At 67.2% G+C, this 16796-nt stretch carries 11 protein-coding genes; 9 read left to right on the top strand and 2 right to left on the bottom strand.

Features of this window, described 5'->3' with window-relative positions; translation table 11 throughout:
- Nucleotides 1-5 precede the first annotated feature (5 nt).
- The 4 genes from fabG to mltG all read left to right on the top strand — a co-directional run bounded on the left by fabG (nucleotide 6) and on the right by mltG (nucleotide 4260).
- A complete protein-coding gene (gene fabG / locus FHU13_RS09840; protein WP_183435669.1) occupies nucleotides 6-746 on the top strand; it encodes a 3-oxoacyl-[acyl-carrier-protein] reductase in 741 nt (246 codons plus the stop codon).
- A gap of 261 nt (nucleotides 747-1007) precedes the next feature.
- Nucleotides 1008-1244, top strand: coding sequence for an acyl carrier protein (locus tag FHU13_RS09845; RefSeq protein WP_003599981.1), 237 nt, complete (start codon nucleotides 1008-1010; stop codon nucleotides 1242-1244).
- Between the two features lie 122 nt (nucleotides 1245-1366).
- Entirely contained in the window at nucleotides 1367-2629 is a 1263-nt protein-coding gene (fabF, locus tag FHU13_RS09850) for a beta-ketoacyl-ACP synthase II (protein ID WP_183435670.1), read from the top strand.
- 227 nt (nucleotides 2630-2856) lie between these two features.
- Nucleotides 2857-4260: an endolytic transglycosylase MltG gene (gene mltG, locus FHU13_RS09855; RefSeq protein WP_183435671.1), complete on the top strand. Its 1404-nt coding sequence runs from the start codon at nucleotides 2857-2859 to the stop codon at nucleotides 4258-4260.
- Nucleotides 4261-4336: 76 nt separating this feature from the next.
- Here the strand turns inward: mltG and FHU13_RS09860 are convergent, their stop codons facing one another.
- On the bottom strand, nucleotides 4337-5080 hold the full coding sequence (locus FHU13_RS09860; protein WP_183435672.1) for an HAD family phosphatase: 744 nt from the start codon (nucleotides 5078-5080) through the stop codon (nucleotides 4337-4339).
- Nucleotides 5064-7451 (bottom strand): glycoside hydrolase family 65 protein, encoded by a 2388-nt coding sequence (locus FHU13_RS09865; RefSeq protein ID WP_183435673.1) that lies wholly within the window; start codon nucleotides 7449-7451, stop codon nucleotides 5064-5066. Before FHU13_RS09865 ends, FHU13_RS09860 begins: the two co-directional genes overlap by 17 nt.
- Nucleotides 7452-8075: 624 nt before the next feature.
- Here FHU13_RS09865 and FHU13_RS09870 point away from each other — a divergent pair.
- The 5 genes from FHU13_RS09870 to FHU13_RS09890 all read left to right on the top strand — a co-directional run bounded on the left by FHU13_RS09870 (nucleotide 8076) and on the right by FHU13_RS09890 (nucleotide 16793).
- Nucleotides 8076-9278 (top strand): acetate/propionate family kinase, encoded by a 1203-nt coding sequence (locus tag FHU13_RS09870; RefSeq protein WP_183435674.1) that lies wholly within the window; start codon nucleotides 8076-8078, stop codon nucleotides 9276-9278.
- On the top strand, nucleotides 9275-10306 hold the full coding sequence (locus FHU13_RS09875; RefSeq protein ID WP_183435675.1) for an HlyD family secretion protein: 1032 nt from the start codon (nucleotides 9275-9277) through the stop codon (nucleotides 10304-10306). Before FHU13_RS09870 ends, FHU13_RS09875 begins: the two co-directional genes overlap by 4 nt.
- Nucleotides 10307-10313: 7 nt before the next feature.
- Entirely contained in the window at nucleotides 10314-13082 is a 2769-nt protein-coding gene (rbbA, locus tag FHU13_RS09880) for a ribosome-associated ATPase/putative transporter RbbA (protein WP_183435676.1), read from the top strand.
- A gap of 1 nt (nucleotide 13083) precedes the next feature.
- Nucleotides 13084-14289, top strand: coding sequence for an ABC transporter permease (locus tag FHU13_RS09885; protein WP_183435677.1), 1206 nt, complete (start codon nucleotides 13084-13086; stop codon nucleotides 14287-14289).
- An 80-nt stretch (nucleotides 14290-14369) separates the two neighbouring features.
- The gene (locus FHU13_RS09890) at nucleotides 14370-16793 is read left to right on the top strand and encodes a phosphoketolase (RefSeq protein ID WP_183435678.1); all 2424 of its coding nucleotides are present in this window, start codon (nucleotides 14370-14372) and stop codon (nucleotides 16791-16793) included.
- Nucleotides 16794-16796 lie beyond the last annotated feature (3 nt).

Here is a 16796-nt window from a genome sequence, read left to right on the forward strand (position 1 = left end):
ACACCATGTTCGACCTCACCGGCCGCAAGGCCCTCGTCACCGGCGCGACCGGTGGGCTCGGCGGGGCAATCGCCCGGGCGCTGCATGCGCAAGGCGCGCACGTCGCGCTCTCAGGCACCCGCCGCGCGGTGCTCGACGAGTTGGCCGCGGAGCTGGGCGGGGAGCGCGTCGCGGTGGTCGAGGCCAACCTCGCCGACAAGGAGGCGGTCGAAGCGCTGCTTCCGGCCGCCGAATCGGCACTCGGCGGGCTCGACATCCTGATCAACAATGCCGGCATCACCCGCGACAACCTCTTCATGCGGATGAAGGACGAGGAGTGGGAGGCGGTTCTCAACGTCAACCTCACCGCCGCCTTCCGCCTGTCGCGCGCCGCGCTCAGGGGCATGATGAAGCGCCGCTACGGCCGCATCATCGGCATCGGCTCCGTGGTCGGCGCCACCGGCAATCCGGGTCAGGGCAACTACGCGGCGGCCAAGGCTGGACTCGTCGGCATGACCAAGGCGCTGGCGGCCGAGGTCGCCACGCGCGGGATCACGGTGAACTGCATCGCGCCCGGCTTCATCTCATCGGCGATGACCGACGCGTTGAACGAGAAGCAGCGCGAGACGATTCTCACCCGCGTGCCCGCGGGCCGGCTCGGGACGGGCGCCGAAATCGGTGCCGCCGCAGTCTATCTGGCCTCGGAGGAAGCGGGTTACATGACGGGGCAGACGTTGCACGTCAATGGCGGCATGGCGATGTATTGAGAATGTCCACAAAGAGGTGTTCCAACCGGAAAACCACGGCGATGAACGCTTTCTGAACCGCCACTCGCCAGAGCGGAAACCCTGTGTTAACACCCGGCTCAGCCGTGCAGGGGAGTTGACGGTTCAGCGGGTTGCGGCTTTTCCAAACCACGCGCGATCGAACACCGGCCGTCCCAAAAACCCCCGGAAGCGGGAAGGCGGCCACGGCGCTTTCGTCAGAAGCACACACCACCACGATCGAAAAGACGAGGACCAACAACGATGAGCGATATCGCCGAGCGCGTGAAGAAGATCGTCGTCGAGCACCTTGGCGTCGAGCCTGAGAAGGTCACCGAGGCCTCCAACTTCATCGACGATCTCGGCGCCGACAGCCTCGACACCGTCGAGCTGGTGATGGCGTTCGAGGAGGAGTTCAACGTCGAGATCCCGGACGACGCGGCCGAGACCATCCAGACGGTCGGCGACGCGATCAAGTTCCTGGAGAAGAACTCCGCCTAAGGCGGTGTCGTTACGCGGGCGGGGTCGACAAGGCCCCGCGCGCCACCATGTTTGAAAACCAATCGTCCTTCGGGACGAACTATGAGTCCTTCGCGGACTTAGCGGATCGTTGGGATCAGGCAATGCGTCGGGTGGTGATTACGGGTCTGGGGATGGTGTCACCGCTGGGTGGCAACGTCGAGCACACCTGGAGTCGCCTCGTCGCCGGTGATAGCGGCGCCTCCGCGGTCACCGCCTTCCAGACCGACGATCTCGCCTGCCGGATCGCCTGCACGTTGCCCTTCGGCGACGGCTCCAACGGCACCTTCAATCCCGACAAGTGGATGGAGGTGAAGGAGCAGCGCAAGGTCGATCCCTTCATCGTCTATGCCATGGCCGCTGCCGGCCAGGCGCTCGACGATGCCGACTGGCATCCGAAATCGGACGCGGATCAGGAGGCAACCGGCGTCCTGATCGGCTCCGGCATCGGCGGCATCGGCACGATCTACGATGCCTCCGTGACCCTCCACGAGAAGGGCCCGCGGCGCATCTCGCCGTTCTTCATCCCCGGCCGCATCATCAATCTCGCCTCGGGGCAGGTGTCGATACAGCACGGGCTGAAGGGCCCGAATCATGCAGTCGTCACCGCCTGCTCTACAGGCGCCCATGCCATCGGCGACGCATCGCGGCTGATCGCACTGGGCGATGCAGACGTGATGGTAGCCGGCGGCACCGAAGCGCCGGTCAATCGGCTGTCGCTGGCGGGCTTCGCCGCCTGCCGCGCTCTTTCCACCGGTTTCAACGACCAGCCGACCAAGGCCTCCCGCCCCTACGATCGCGACCGCGACGGCTTCGTCATGGGCGAAGGTGCGGGCATCGTCGTTCTGGAGGCGTACGAGCACGCCAAGGCGCGCGGCGCCAAGATCTACGCCGAGGTGATCGGCTACGGCCTGTCGGGTGACGCCTATCACATCACCTCGCCCGCCCCGGACGGCGACGGCGGCTATCGCTGCATGAAGGCCGCGGTGAAGCGCGCCGGGATCGACCCGTCCGAAATCGACTACATCAACGCCCACGGCACCTCGACGCCGCTCGGCGACGAGTTGGAGCTGAAGGCGGTAGAGCGGCTGCTCGGTCCCGCTGCCTCCAGGGCGTCGATGTCCTCCACCAAGTCGGCGATCGGCCACCTGCTCGGCGCCGCCGGCGCGGTGGAGGCGATCTTCTCCGTTCTCGCGATTCGCGACGGCGTGATGCCGCCGACGCTCAACCTCGACAACCCGTCGGTCGAGACCGCCATCGACCTCGTGCCGCACGAGGCCAAGCGCAAGCGCGTCGATACGGTTCTCTCGAACTCCTTCGGCTTCGGGGGAACCAATGCCTCGTTGCTGATGCGCCGGGTCGCCTGAGGGCGACCGTCGTCCGAAGGCACACGGCATGTGGCGGTCCGGTCGCAGGCAACGCCATTTCGCCACAAAACGGCTTACACTGCCTCGCAAAACGCCCGGTCTACGGCCGGGCGGAGATTTTGTGAGAGACGCTCAAGGTTCCGCCCGTCGACGCTCGGCTACGGCCTTGGCGACCGGGAAAAGGTGCCCTGAGCGGGGCGCCGCGAAGGGCCACAGCAGGATTCCGGATGTTTCGCAGACGACAAGCTCCGCCGTCTCCGCCGCCCGCTTCCGAGGAGCCGTCGCTGCCGAACCGGCCGTCGCCGCGCAGCCCGAGCGAGGCAATCAAACCGACCGTCGCCCCTCCCCCGCCGGAGAAGCCTGAGCGCCGCCGCGGCGGCCTGCTCGCCACCATCAGCGGGTTCCTGACCCTCGGGGTCGTCCTGGCGCTCGGTGCCCTCGTAGGACTCACCCTGCTCAATCGGCAGGCCTCCGAGCCGGGCCCGCTCGGGGCCGACAAGGTCGTGGTGATTCCCAGCCGCAGCGGCACCTCGGAGATCGCTAGCGTCCTCGCTCGCGAGGGCGTGATCGAGCATCCGAGCCTGTTCGAGATGTCCGCCCGCTTCGGGGGCAAGGGGCCGCTCAAGCATGGCGAGTACATGTTCAAGGCCCATGCCAGCGTGAAGGACACAATCGAGACGCTGACCAATGGGCGTCAAGTTCAGCACGCCATCACCTTCCCCGAGGGCCTGACCTCCGAGCAGATCGTCGCTCGGCTCAACGATAACGATGTTCTGTCCGGTGAAATCGCCGAGACGCCGCCCGAAGGCTCGCTTCTGCCCGACACATACAAGTTCGAGCGCGGCGCCACGCGCCAGCAGATCCTCAACCTGATGCGCGCCAAGCAGCGCGAGGTGCTGAACCAGATCTGGCAGCGCCGCAGCGCCGAGGTGCCGGTGAAGACACCGGCCGAGATGGTGACGCTGGCCTCCATCGTCGAGAAGGAGACCGGTCGCGCCGACGAGCGGCCGCGGGTGGCGGGCGTGTTCGTCAACCGCCTGCAGAAGCGGATGAAGCTGCAATCCGATCCGACCATCGTCTACGGACTCGTCGGCGGACGCGGCACCCTGGGGCGCGGCATCCTGCGTTCGGAAATCGAGCGGGCGACCCCCTACAACACCTACGTGATCGAAGGCCTTCCGCCCGGCCCCATCGCCAATCCGGGCCGCGCGGCACTGGAGGCGGTTGCCAATCCGTCGCGCACCAAGGACCTCTACTTCGTCGCCGACGGCACCGGCGGCCACGCTTTCGCCGACTCATTGGAGGGCCACCAGCGCAACGTGACCCGTTGGCGCCAGGTGGAGCGCTCCCGCCAGCAGTCGCAGCAAGCCGATCCAGGTGCCGTCGACAAGGTCGATCCGAACACCGCCGAGCCCAATGCCGGCCCGGCCGGCGCCGCGCCGGGCCGCGCCTCGGCCTACGCACCCGGCTCGAATGCGGCCTCGGCGCTCGACGGTGCGACGACCGACGGGACGGGCGGAGCGCGGCCGAAGGCATTCGACGCCTCAGAGGGCACCCGGCTCGATCCTCTGCGCAACAAGACCTACGATCTCGGCTCGCCGAAAATGGTGCCGGCGCTGCGCAACCCGTGACGTGATCGCACCGCAGCCGTTCCTACGCCTGTGAGTAGGTGAACCGATGCTGCCCGTATCCGTCAAGCTGCCGCCGTCACCCGTGCGGTGCCGGCCCAGGCCGGGCTCGGAGAACCCCGCTCGGCAAGGCGCTCACATCGAGCCCATCGAGCGACGTGAGGACGAGGTCGGCGCCGGCCGTCCGCAGCAGGGCTTCGTCGCCGAGCCGGGCGATGCCAAGCCCCGCCATGCCGCCGGCCTTCGCTGCCCTGATCCCGGCCGGTGCGTCCTCGACGACGAGGCACTGGGCCGGAGGCACATCCACGGACCCGGCAGCGAGCAGGAATAGGGCCGGATCGGGCTTGCCGCGCGGCACGTCGCGCCCGCTCACATCGGCGTCGAACAGCGACAGCAGCGTGCGGCCGTCCGGCAGGATCACGCGGGCCAGCATCGCATCGGCGTTCTTCGAGGATGAGGCGAGCACCGTGCGCAGGGCCACCGCCTCCAGCGCCAGCGCGAGACGGATCGCATCGGGAAACGCTGTGAAACGATCTTCGGCAATGAGCCGGTCGATCACCGCCTGCTTCTTCTGGGCGAACGCAGCGGCATGAGTGGCTGCCCCGGCGCCGCCGAGACGCTCCAGCGTCGCGCGCGCGCCCTCCAGGCGCCGCTTGCCCGCGACGTGAGCCTGATAGAACTTCGTGGTGAAGCCGGTCGGGTCGGCGAAATCGGCCAGCGCCTCGCGCCAAGCCTGTTCGTGTGGCGAATCGACCAGCACGCCATCGACATCGAAGATCACAGCCCGCAGAGCCCCTGGCACGGCGTCAGGGCGCGGAGGCATGGGTGTCACCGACCGGCGGGCGGATCGCTCGCGTCACAGAAGGCTCGGCCGGCGACAGGCGGACGCAATCCCCGGCATGCCACAGGGTCAATTCCTCGCCCTCCAGCAGCCTGTAGGTGGCGGCGGCGTGGTCGAGTTCGGCCCGAACCGTCCGGCCGCGGATTCTGAGGGTGAAGCTCAGCCGCTTCCAGGCGTCGGGCAGGCAGGGGTGGAAGCTGATGCGGCCGCGCGTGTCGCGCATTCCTGCGAAGCCGTAGACCAGCGCGAGCCACGTACCACCGATGGCCGCGATGTGCGCGCCGTGCATCATGTTCCCGCCGATATCGGAAAGATCCATCGCCACGGCGAAGTTGAAGTAATGGATCGCCTTCTCGCGTAATCCGATCTCGTTCGCGACGATGCTCTGGATGCAAACGGATAGCGACGAGTCGTGGGTGGTCAGCGGGTCGTAATACTCGAAGTTTCGTCGCTTCGCCTCGTGGGTGAACTGCTCGCTCAGCAGGAACATGGCCAGCACCATGTCGGCCTGCTTGATCACCTGTGAACGATAGAGGTTCAGCGGGTGGTAGTGCAGCAGGAGCGGGTAGTGATTCTCCGGCGTGCCGGCGAAATCCCATTTCTCAAGATCGAGGAAGGCGTCGTCCTGCGGATGCACCTTCAGCCGCTCGTCGTAGGGCAGGTACATCTGCTCGGCCGCCTGATCCCAGGCCTCAGGTTCGTCCGGTTCGAGTCCGGTGCGGCGGACGAGGCTCGCGAAGCTGTCGGGATCCTCGTGCGCCAGTCTCCGCACGGTCTCGGCGGCGTAGCGCATGTTCTCGCGCGCCATCAGGTTCGTGTAGCAGTTGTTGTTGACGATGGCCGTGTACTCGTCCGGCCCGGTCACGCCGTGGATGCAGAAGCGGCCCCCCATGCGCTCGGAGAAGAAGCCGAGGTCGCACCATAGGCGTGCGGTCTCGACGAGGATCTCGGCGCCGTAACGGCAGAGAAAATCGGTGTCACCGCTGACTTCGACGTACTGGCGAAGGGCGAAAGCGATGTCGGCGTTGATGTGATACTGGGCCGTCCCCGCCGCATAGTAAGCGGACGCCTCCCGCCCGTTGATCGTCCGCCAGGGGAACATCGCGCCGCGATGCCCGAGTTCGCGCGCCCGGTCGCGGGCGTTGTCGAGCATGTCGTAGCGGACCTTGAGCAGGCTGCGCGCCATAGGGGGGTTAGTGTAGATCAGGAACGGCAGGACGTAGATCTCGGTGTCCCAGAAGTAGTGCCCTTCGTAGGTCCGCCCGGTCAGGCCTCGAGCGGGGATGCCGTGTCCCTCCGCCCGCTCCGAGGCTTGCATCAACTGAAACAAGTTCCAGCGGATCGCCTGTTGCGTCCGCGGGTTCGCAGCGTCCACCATCACGTCGGCGCGTTGCCAGAACCGGTCGACATCGGCGTGCTGGCGAGCGCGGATCGATGCGAAGCCGGTCTCGATGGCACGGTCGAGTGTGCACGCCACCTGGGACCGGATCGGCTCGGGCGCCGCCGTGCCGGAGTAGTGGTAGCTCAAGTATTTGTGGATGCGGATCGTTTGGCCCGGCGCGACGGTGCCCTGGAAAACGACACGGGCGAGATCGTCGGTGCAGGTTGCCTGGGTGCCAAGTGGGCAATCGGCCGCGATGACGTGATCCATGCCGCAGCCCAGCACCAGCCCGGAACTGGCGGTGCGATAGCTGAGGATCGCGCGCAGAGCCTCGGCCTGAAATCCGTTCGGATGCAGGACGCGGCCGACGAATCCCTCCGCCAAGCGCGGGTCGCTGGTGTCGGCGGTAAGCGGCTGGTCGTTCCGGAGTTCGGACGCGATCACCACCTCCGCCTCCGCATCCTCCGTCGTGAGCTCGTAGGCGAGCGCAGCGAGGTGGCGGTGCGCGAGGGAGACGAGACGCAACGTCCGCAGGCGAAGGCGTTTGCCCGCCGGCGTCATCCAGGTCACGTCCCGGTTCAGGGTTCCGGTTCGGAAATCGAGGGTGCGCCGATATGACAGGATTTCGGCTTCCGCCAGGATGAAGGGCTCATCATCGACGGAGAGCGACATGACCGTCCCATCGGGACAATTCAGGATGCTCTGTCCGACCGTAGGAAAGCCGTAGGCGCGCTCACCGTACGAGATTGGGCGATGCTCGTAGAAGCCGTTGAGATAGGTGCCCGCCTCCCGAACCGGCGTTCCCTCATCGGCGATCCCGCGCATCCCGAGATAGCCGTTCGACAGGGCGAACATCGTTTCCGCCTGCCCGGTGAAGTCGCGCACCAGTTCCCGCACGTAGCGGACGGCCTCAATGGCCCATGGGTTCGGGGGAAAGATGTCGGTTGGTGGATTCAGACGCGGGCGCAGCATCGATCGTCCGTTCGCTCCGTCTCGGGACATGCCGGCTCGACGGCCTCGTTGCCGACGAAGGGCCAATCCGGTCCCGGCTCGCCGGCCCCGAAGGTTTTCCGCCTGCCTGAAGCGATCGGGCTGGCACGCCCATGACGGACGGGGACGGAGACGGCGCAGCTTGCGGAAATGCAACCTGAGCAGCGTCGATCCTGGCGCCATTCACGATATTAGCCGCTCACAACCGATGATCTCATACAATCAACGCAACCATACGGTGTCAACATCTGTTGACGATCGAACATTCCGGCAATTGCGGTCGGACACTGTCTGAATTTATCATTTGTTATGAGATAGTTGTCAAAATTTACTCTCAGAAATCGTCGCGACAGCTTCAAAAATGGGTCTATCATTTGCTTAACTATAGAAAATATTGAAATCCTAAGGAGGGCTCGGGCGACGCCGTCACACCCACTTGGCCATGCACGCAGCCGATGGATGGAGCAGATCCGATGGAGTTCCGCATCTCACTGTCCGGGGATGTCCCTAGCCGCCGACATGTGAGGCGCAACGCCGGGTCGGGGCGGGCGACATCGACGATTCCGGCACAGCCGGCCCGAGGGGCGGCTTCGGCGCGGGGCTGAGATGAGCGACAGCATCCTGGTGGTGAATGCGGGCAGCTCGTCGATCAAGTTCAAGCTGTACGGCATCGACGATACGGACCTCATGCCCCTTCTGAGCGGAGGGATGAGCGGCATCGGCAGCGCGCCTCTGTTGACGGTGAAGGATGCGAGCGGAGCCGTCTTGGAAGAGCGCCACTTGGAGGCGAGCGACGTGCCCGACGTCTCGGCGGCGCAGCATCACCTTGCCGACTGGTTCACCCACCATCACGGCACGGAATCGATCATCGCCGTCGGGCACCGGGTGGTCCATGGCGGACCGGCCTTCGCGGAGCCGGTGCTGATCGATGACGCGGTGCTGCGGACGCTCGAAACCTTCATCCCGCTTGCGCCGCTGCACCAGCTCGGCAACCTCGATCCGATCCGGGTTCTGCGGCAGCGCCGACCCGATCTGCCGCAGGTCGCCTGTTTCGACACCGCCTTCCATCGCGGCCATCCGGAACTGACCGATCGCTTCGCCCTGCCCCGCTTCCTCCATGACGAGGGCGTACGGCGCTACGGCTTCCACGGCCTGTCCTACGAATATGTCGCCGGACGCCTTCGGGATCTGGCGCCGGAGACGGCGGATGGGCGCGTGCTGGTGGCTCATCTCGGCTCCGGCGCCTCGCTCTGCGCCCTGAAGGAGGGTCAGAGCCAGGAAACCACCATGAGCTTCACCGCCCTCGACGGCGTGCCCATGGGCACGCGCTGCGGCGCGCTCGATCCCGGCGCCGTGCTTCACCTCATTGAGCACAAGGGCATGACCCCGGCCGAGGTCGGGCACATGCTGTACCACGAGAGCGGACTGCTCGGACTGTCCGGGCTCAGCAACGACGTGCGGACGCTGCTGGCGAGCGATCGGCCCGAGGCCGCCCTGGCCGTGGCCTTCTTCTGCCGGCGGGTGGCGCAGGCCGCGGCCGCGCTCGCCGTGACACTCGGCGGCCTCGACGCCTTCGTGTTCACCGCCGGGATCGGCGAGAACGCGCCCGAGATCCGGCGGCGCATCGTCGCCGATTTGGGCTGGGCCGGTTTGATCCTGAGCAATGACGCCAACCGGTCCGGCGTCGCAAGACTCGATGCACCGGGAAGCCGGGCGCAGATCTGGATCATCCCGACCGACGAAGAGTGCATGATCGCGAGACACACGATGCGTCTGCCGGGCCGGACCGCGCCGGGAGCGACGGCATGAGGCGGACGATAGCGGTTCCGAGATCGCGCGGAGCCCTGCTCGCGATCCTGCTTGTCACCGGTTTCGCCATCGCCGCCCCCCCGCCATCCCTGGCGCAGTCGCGGCTGAAGCAGTTGATCGACCGGTTGCGCGGCCAGCGGATGCCCGACGGCATCGCCAAGTCCAACGGACGCATCGAGGCGACGCAGGTCGATGTCGCGGCCAAATATGCCGGCCGGATCGCGAAGCTGCTCGTCAAGGAAGGCGACGAGGTAAGCGCGGGTCAGGTCGTTGCCACGATCTCCTCGCCCGAGACCGAGGCGCAGCTCCGGGGCGCCCAGGCCCAGGTGCTGCGGGCCAAGAAGAGCCTCGCGGAGGCGGTCGCCCTGATCGCCCAGCGCACCAGCGATCTCACCTTTGCGGAGGCCGACTACAACCGCGGCAAGGAGCTTGTCGGCAAGGGCTACCTGACCAAGCAGATCTTCGACCAGCGCAAGGCCAAGGCAGACGCGGCCAAGGCCGGGCTCGAGGCCGCCAAGGCTCAGGAGGACCAAGCCAAATTCGCGGTGCAGAGTGCCGAGGCCGACGTCGAGCGGCTGCAGGCGGTTCTGGTCGATCTCGTGCTGCGGGCGCCCCGCGACGGGCGGGTGCAGTACCGGCTGGCGCGGGAGGGCGAGGTGGTGGGGGCCGGCACCCGCATCCTGACACTGCTCGACCTCGCCGACGTCTACATGACGATCTACCTGCCGGCCGCGCAGGCCGGGCCGCTGGCGCTCAATGACGATGCCCGGATCGTCCTCGATCCCGTGCCGCAATACGTCATCCCGGCAACGATCAGCTTCGTCGCCACCGAGGCGCAGTTCACGCCGAAAAGCGTCGAGACCGAGGAGGAGCGCGAGAAGCTGACCTTCCGGATCAAGCTCCAGATCGATCCGAAGATCCTGAAGACCTACCATAAGCGGGTGAAGACCGGCGTGCGCGGCATGGGCTTCGTGCGCACCAAGGCCGACGTCCCGTGGCCTGCCGACCTCGCCGTGAAGCTGCCGTGAGGTCGGCATGAGCGATGCCGCCATCGCCCGGCTCGAGCACGTGTCGCATCGCTACGGCGCGGTGGCTGCACTCGACGACCTGTCGCTCGACCTTCCGGCGGGCCGAATGGTCGGGGTGATAGGCCCGGACGGCGTCGGCAAGTCGACGCTTCTCGCGCTCGTCGCGGGCGTACGCCGGATCCAGGCGGGCCGCGTCACCGTGCTCGGCGGCGACATGGCGCAGCGGCGCCACCGCACGCGGGAGGCGGCGCGCATCGCCTACATGCCGCAGGGGCTCGGCCGAAATCTCTACCCGACGCTGAGCGTGTTCGAGAACATCGACTTCCACGGCCGCCTGTTCGGCCAGGGCGCGTCGGAGCGGCGACGGCGCATCACCGACCTGCTCACCGCGACCGGTCTCGACCCGTTCGAGGACCGGCCGGCGGGCAAGCTGTCGGGCGGCATGAAGCAGAAACTCAGCCTGTGCTGCGCCCTCATCCACGATCCAGACCTGCTGATCCTCGACGAGCCGACCACGGGCGTCGACCCGCTCTCGCGCGGGCAGTTCTGGGAGCTGATCGGCTCGATCCGGGCCGGCCGGCCCGGCATGAGCGTGATCGTCGCCACCGCCTACATGGACGAAGCCTCGCGCTTCGAGTGGCTGATCGCCATGGATGACGGCCACGTCATCGCCAGCGGCAGCCCCGTCGACCTGCTGGCCCGGACGGCCAAACCCGACATGGAGGCCGCCTTCATCGCGCTTCTGCCGCCGGAAAAGCAGGCCCAGCACCGGCCCGTTGTGCTGAAGCCCCGACCGCCCCGGCTCGACGCGGTGCCGGCGATCGAGGCCGAGCACCTGACCCGGCGCTTCGGCAGCTTCACCGCGGTCGACGACGTCAGCTTCCGCATCGCCCGCGGCGAGATCTTCGGCTTCCTCGGCTCGAACGGCTGCGGCAAGTCCACCACGATGAAGATGCTCACGGGTCTCCTGCCGGTCTCGGAGGGGAGCGCGAAGTTGTTCGGCCATCCCGTGGGCGACAACGACATGGAGACCCGCCGCAACGTCGGCTACATGTCGCAGGCCTTCTCGCTCTACAGCGAGTTGACGGTGCTGCAGAACCTCGAACTGCACGCGCAGCTCTACCACTTGCCGCCGCACGACCGTCCGGTGCGGATCAAGGAGCTTCTCGAGCGCTACGAACTCGAGCCGGTCAAGAACGCGCGGCCCGACAGCCTGCCCCTCGGGATCAAGCAGCGGCTGCAGCTCGCGGTCGCCGTGCTGCACCGGCCGGCAATGCTAATCCTCGACGAGCCGACCTCGGGCGTCGACCCGATCGCCCGGGATGCCTTCTGGCGGACGCTGATCGACCTCTCGAGGGACGAGGGCGTCACGATCTTCCTCTCCACGCACTTCATGAACGAGGCGGAGCGCTGCGACCGCATCTCGCTGATGCATGCCGGCCGGGTGCTGGCCGTCGGCACGCCGGCCGAGCTGGTGCGGGAGCGCGGCAGCAGCTCGCTGGAACAGTGCTTCATCGACTACCTGGCCGACGCCGCGGGGCTCGACCCCAAGACGGCCGAGAAAGCGGGAGTTGAGACGGGAGAAGAGGCAGCGGCAGGTCCGGACGCCGCGCCCGCCCCGGCGCCTCCCCGTGCGGTCCCGCACCGTCACCGCTTCGATCCGCGGCGCCTCTGGGCCTATGCCCGGCGCGAGACGATGGAGCTCCTGCGCGATCCGATCCGCATCGCCTTCGCCTTCATCGGCCCGATCCTGCTGATGATCGCCTTCGGCTACGGCATCTCGTTCGACGTCGAGAACCTGCGCTTCTCGGCCTTCGACCAGGACAACACCCCGGAGAGCCGCCAGCTGGTCGATGCTTTCACCAGCTCGCGCTACTTCAGCGAGCAGCCGCCCATTCGTTCCGCGACCGAACTCGACCGACGCTTCCGCAACGGCAGCGTCCAGATCGCCGTGGAGATTCCGCCCCGCTTCGGACGCGACCTCCAATCCGGGCGCGCGCCGGAGGTCGCCGTCTGGCTCGACGGGGCAATGCCGTTCCGGGCCGAGACCAGCCGGGGCTACGTCACGGGACTCGCGAACCAGTACGCCCACCAGCTCGCCGTGGAGCGCCTTGGCACCGACGCCGCCACGACGGTGAGCGTCGAGACGCGCTTCCGCTACAATCAGGCCTTTCGCAGCGTCAACGCCATGGTGCCGAGCGTGATGATGCTGCTGCTCATCCTGATCCCGGCGATCATGTCGGCCATCGCGGTGGTGCGCGAGAAGGAGACGGGGTCGATCGCCAATTTCCGCTCGACGCCGGTCACCAAGTTCGAATTCCTGCTCGGCAAGCAGCTTCCCTATATCGGCATCGCCATGATCAGCTTCGGGCTGCTGGTGCTGGTGGCGCTGTTCGTGTTTGACGTGCCCGTCAAAGGCTCGTTCGCCGCGCTGGCCCTCGGCACGCTCTTCTACGTCTCGGCCACCACGGGCTTCGGGCAGTTCATCTCGACCTTCATGAAGACCCAGGTCGCTGCGGTCTTCGCCACGGCGCTCCTGTCCATCATCCCGGCCGTCAACTTCTCGGGGCTGCTGGTCCCAATCTCGTCGCTCTCGGGCAGTGCCCGGCTGATCGGACTCTCGCTGCCGCCGGCTTGGTACCAGCCGGTCACCGCCGGCACCTTCACCAAGGGGCTGCCCTTCTCGGAACTCGAACGCAACATCGTGGTGCTGGCGGGCTTCGCCCTCCTGTTCCTGATCCTGTCGCAATTGCTCCTGCGCAAGCAGGAGGCGTGAGATGGCAGGTCCCGCCCAGGGCGCTAAACCCGCCCAGGCCACTGGCCCCGCGCGAGCCACCGCACCCGCGCCGCTCGGCTTCGGCACGCACGTGGCCAACGTGTTCCGCCTCATCGTCAAGGAGTTGCGCAGCATCCGGGCCGATCCGGTGATGCTGTTCCTCGTCGTCTACGCCTTCACCTTCGCCGTCCACTCGGTCGCCTCCGGCGCCTCGACCGAGGTGCGCAACCTGACCATCGGCGTGGTGGACGAGGATCGCTCCGACCTCTCGCGGCAGATCGTGAGCGCCTTCAACCCGCCGCTGGTAAAGAGCGTCGTGCCACTCACCCCCGCCGAGATCGATCCCGCCATGGATACCGGCCGGCTCGTGTTCGTGATCGAGCTGCCGCCGCGCCTGCAGAAGGACGTGCTCTCCGGCCGCCCGACCCAGGTCCAGCTCGGCGTCGACGCCACGGCCATGACCCAGGCCGGCAACGGCTCGGTCTACATTCAGGCCATCGTCGCCCAGGAGGTCGCCCGCTTCGCCGCGCGCAGCGATCTCACCGACACCGCCCCCGTGCAGGTGGTGACGCGGGCCAAGTTCAACCCGAACCTCCAGACGAGCTGGTTCACCTCCGTGATGCAGGTGATCAACAACATCACGCTGCTCACCGTCATTCTCACCGGCGCCGCTCTGATCCGCGAACGCGAGCAGGGCACGGTGGAGCACCTGCTGGTGATGCCGCTGGTGCCCGTCGAGATCATGCTCGCCAAGGTGATCGCCAACGGGCTCGTCATCCTCGTGGGCGCCGGCCTGTCGCTGGTCGTCGTGGTGGAGGGGTGGCTCGGCGTGCCGATCGCCGGCTCCATCCCCCTGTTCCTGTTCGGAGCGGGCCTCTACGCCCTCGCAGTGGCGGCGCTCGGCATCCTGCTCGGCACCATCGCGAGTTCCATGGGCCAGTTCGGCCTGCTCGTGATTCCGATCCTGCTGCTGATGCAGCTGCTCTCGGGCAGCAGCACGCCGATGGAGAGCATGCCGTTCTGGCTCCAGATCGTGGTGCAGACCGTGAGCCCGACGCCGCACTTCGTCGCTCTCGCCCAGGCCGTCCTCTATCGCGGTGCCGGACTGTCCGTGGTCTGGCCGCAACTGCTCGCGCTCACCGCTCTCGGCAGCGTCTACTTCGCCTTCGCCCTTGCCCGCTTCCGCCGCGTGATCTTCGGCGTCTGACCGACGACACGCCCCCGCCGCGTTCCGGCCATCACCCGACGGGCCGCGCCCTCAGGCGTCCGTCAGCCAGGAGAAGCCCCGTGACCAAGCCCACGACTCCGCAGCGACCGACCGCCGTGCTAGGCGGCGAGGAACTTGCCCTGATCGACCGCTACTGGCAGGCGGCGAACTACCTCTCCGTCGGCCAGATCTACCTGCTCGACAATCCGCTGCTGCGTGAGCCGCTGCAGCCGCAACACATCAAGTCGCGGCTTCTCGGCCACTGGGGAACCACGCCGGGCCTCAACTTCATCTACGTGCACCTCAACCGGCTCATTCGGGCGCGCGATCTCGACGCGATCTATGTCTGCGGACCCGGCCATGGCGGGCCCGGCATCGTGGCCAACACCTATCTGGAAGGCACCTACAGCGAGGTCTATCCGGACATCTCGCAGGATGCCGAGGGCATGCGGAGGCTGTTCCGGCAGTTCTCGTTTCCCGGCGGTATCCCGAGCCACGTCGCGCCGGAAACGCCGGGCTCGATCCATGAGGGCGGCGAACTCGGCTACGCCCTCGTCCACGCCTTCGGCGCCGTGTTCGACAATCCCGATCTCATCGCCGCCTGCGTGGTCGGCGACGGCGAGGCCGAGACGGGACCGCTCGCCGCCTCGTGGCACTCCAACAAGTTCCTGAGCCCGGTCACCGACGGTGCTGTGCTGCCGATCCTGCACCTCAACGGCTACAAGATCGCCAATCCGACCGTGCTCGGCCGCATGCGTGATGACGAGTTGGAGGCCCTGTTCACCGGCTACGGCTACGAGCCGTTCTTCGTCGAGGGCGACCAGCCCGAACCCATGCACCGGGCGATGGCCGAGATGCTCGACCGGGCGGTAAACCGCATCAGGGACATCCAGGCCGAGGCGCGGAGCGGCGGCATGGGCTTTCGGCGTCCGCGCTGGCCGATGATCGTGCTGCGCAGCCCCAAGGGCTGGACCGGCCCGAAGACGGTGGACGGCAAGCGGGTGGAGGGCTTCTGGCGCGCGCACCAAGTCCCGGTCGGCAACGCCCGCACCGACGACGGGCACCGCAAGATCCTCGAAGACTGGATGCGAAGCTACGCGCCCGAGGCCCTGTTCGACGAGACCGGGCGGCTACGCCCCGAACTCGCCGCCCTCGCGCCCGAGGGCAGCCGCCGCATGAGCGCCAACCCGCACGCCAATGGCGGTCTGCTGCGCCGCGAGTTGCGGCTGCCCCGCTGGCAGGATTTTGCGCTAGCGGTGCCGCAGCCCGGCGCGGCGATCGGCGAGGCGACGCGCACGCTGGGGCACTATCTGCGCGACGTGGTCCGACTCAACGCCGAGGCGCGCAACTTCCGCATCATGGGCCCGGACGAGACTGCCTCGAACCGGCTCGACGCCGTGTTCGAGGCGACCGACCGCGTCTGGATCGAGAACATCGAGCCCTACGACGTCAGCCTCGCCCACGAGGGCCGTGTGATGGAGGTGCTGAGCGAACACCTCTGCCAGGGCTGGCTCGAGGGCTACCTGCTCACCGGCCGCCATGGCCTGTTCTCCTGCTACGAAGCGTTCATCCACATCGTCGATTCGATGTTCAACCAGCACGCCAAGTGGCTGAAGGTGTCGCGCGAACTCGTCTGGCGGCGGCCGATCTCGTCGCTCAACTACCTCCTGACCTCTCATGTCTGGAGGCAGGACCACAACGGCTTCAGCCACCAGGATCCCGGCTTCATCGACCTCGTCGCCAACAAGAAGTCGGACATCGTCCGGGTCTACCTGCCGCCGGACGCCAACACTCTGCTCTGGGTCGCCGATCACTGCCTGAAGACCTACGACCGCATCAATGTCATCGTGGCCGGCAAGCAGCCGCAGCCGCAATGGCTCGACGCGCACGAGGCCGGGCTCCATTGTGAGGCGGGCATCGGCATCTGGCACTGGGCCGGCACCGACGAGAGCGGACTCGAACCCGATGTCGTGATGGCCTGCGCCGGCGATGTGCCGACGCTCGAAACCCTGGCCGCCGTCGATCTGCTGAAGCGGGCCGTGCCGGGCCTTCGCATCCGCGTCGTCAACGTGGTCGACCTGATGACGCTGCAGTCGAACAGGGATCATCCGCACGGACTGACGGACGCCGCGTTCGATAGCCTGTTTACCCGCGATAAGCCGGTGATCTTCGCCTACCACGGATATCCCTATCTCATTCACCGGCTTACCTATTCCCGGGCCAACCACGCCAACATGCATGTGCGCGGCTTCGTCGAGGAGGGCACAACGACGACGCCCTTCGACATGGTGGTGCTGAACGAGCTCGACCGCTTCCACCTCGCCATCGAGGCGATCGACCGGGTGCCGGGACTGGTCACGCGGGCGGCGCAGGCCAAGCAGGACTTCCGGGACCGCCTGACCGCGCACAAGCTCCACATCCGCGAGCATGGCGAGGACATGCCGCAGATCATGGGCTGGAAATGGCCCTACGAGACGCGCGGGGAAAGTGAAACGCCGCACTGAACG

Source organism: Methylobacterium sp. R2-1, assembly GCF_014191355.1.
GTDB lineage: Bacteria > Pseudomonadota > Alphaproteobacteria > Rhizobiales > Beijerinckiaceae > Methylobacterium.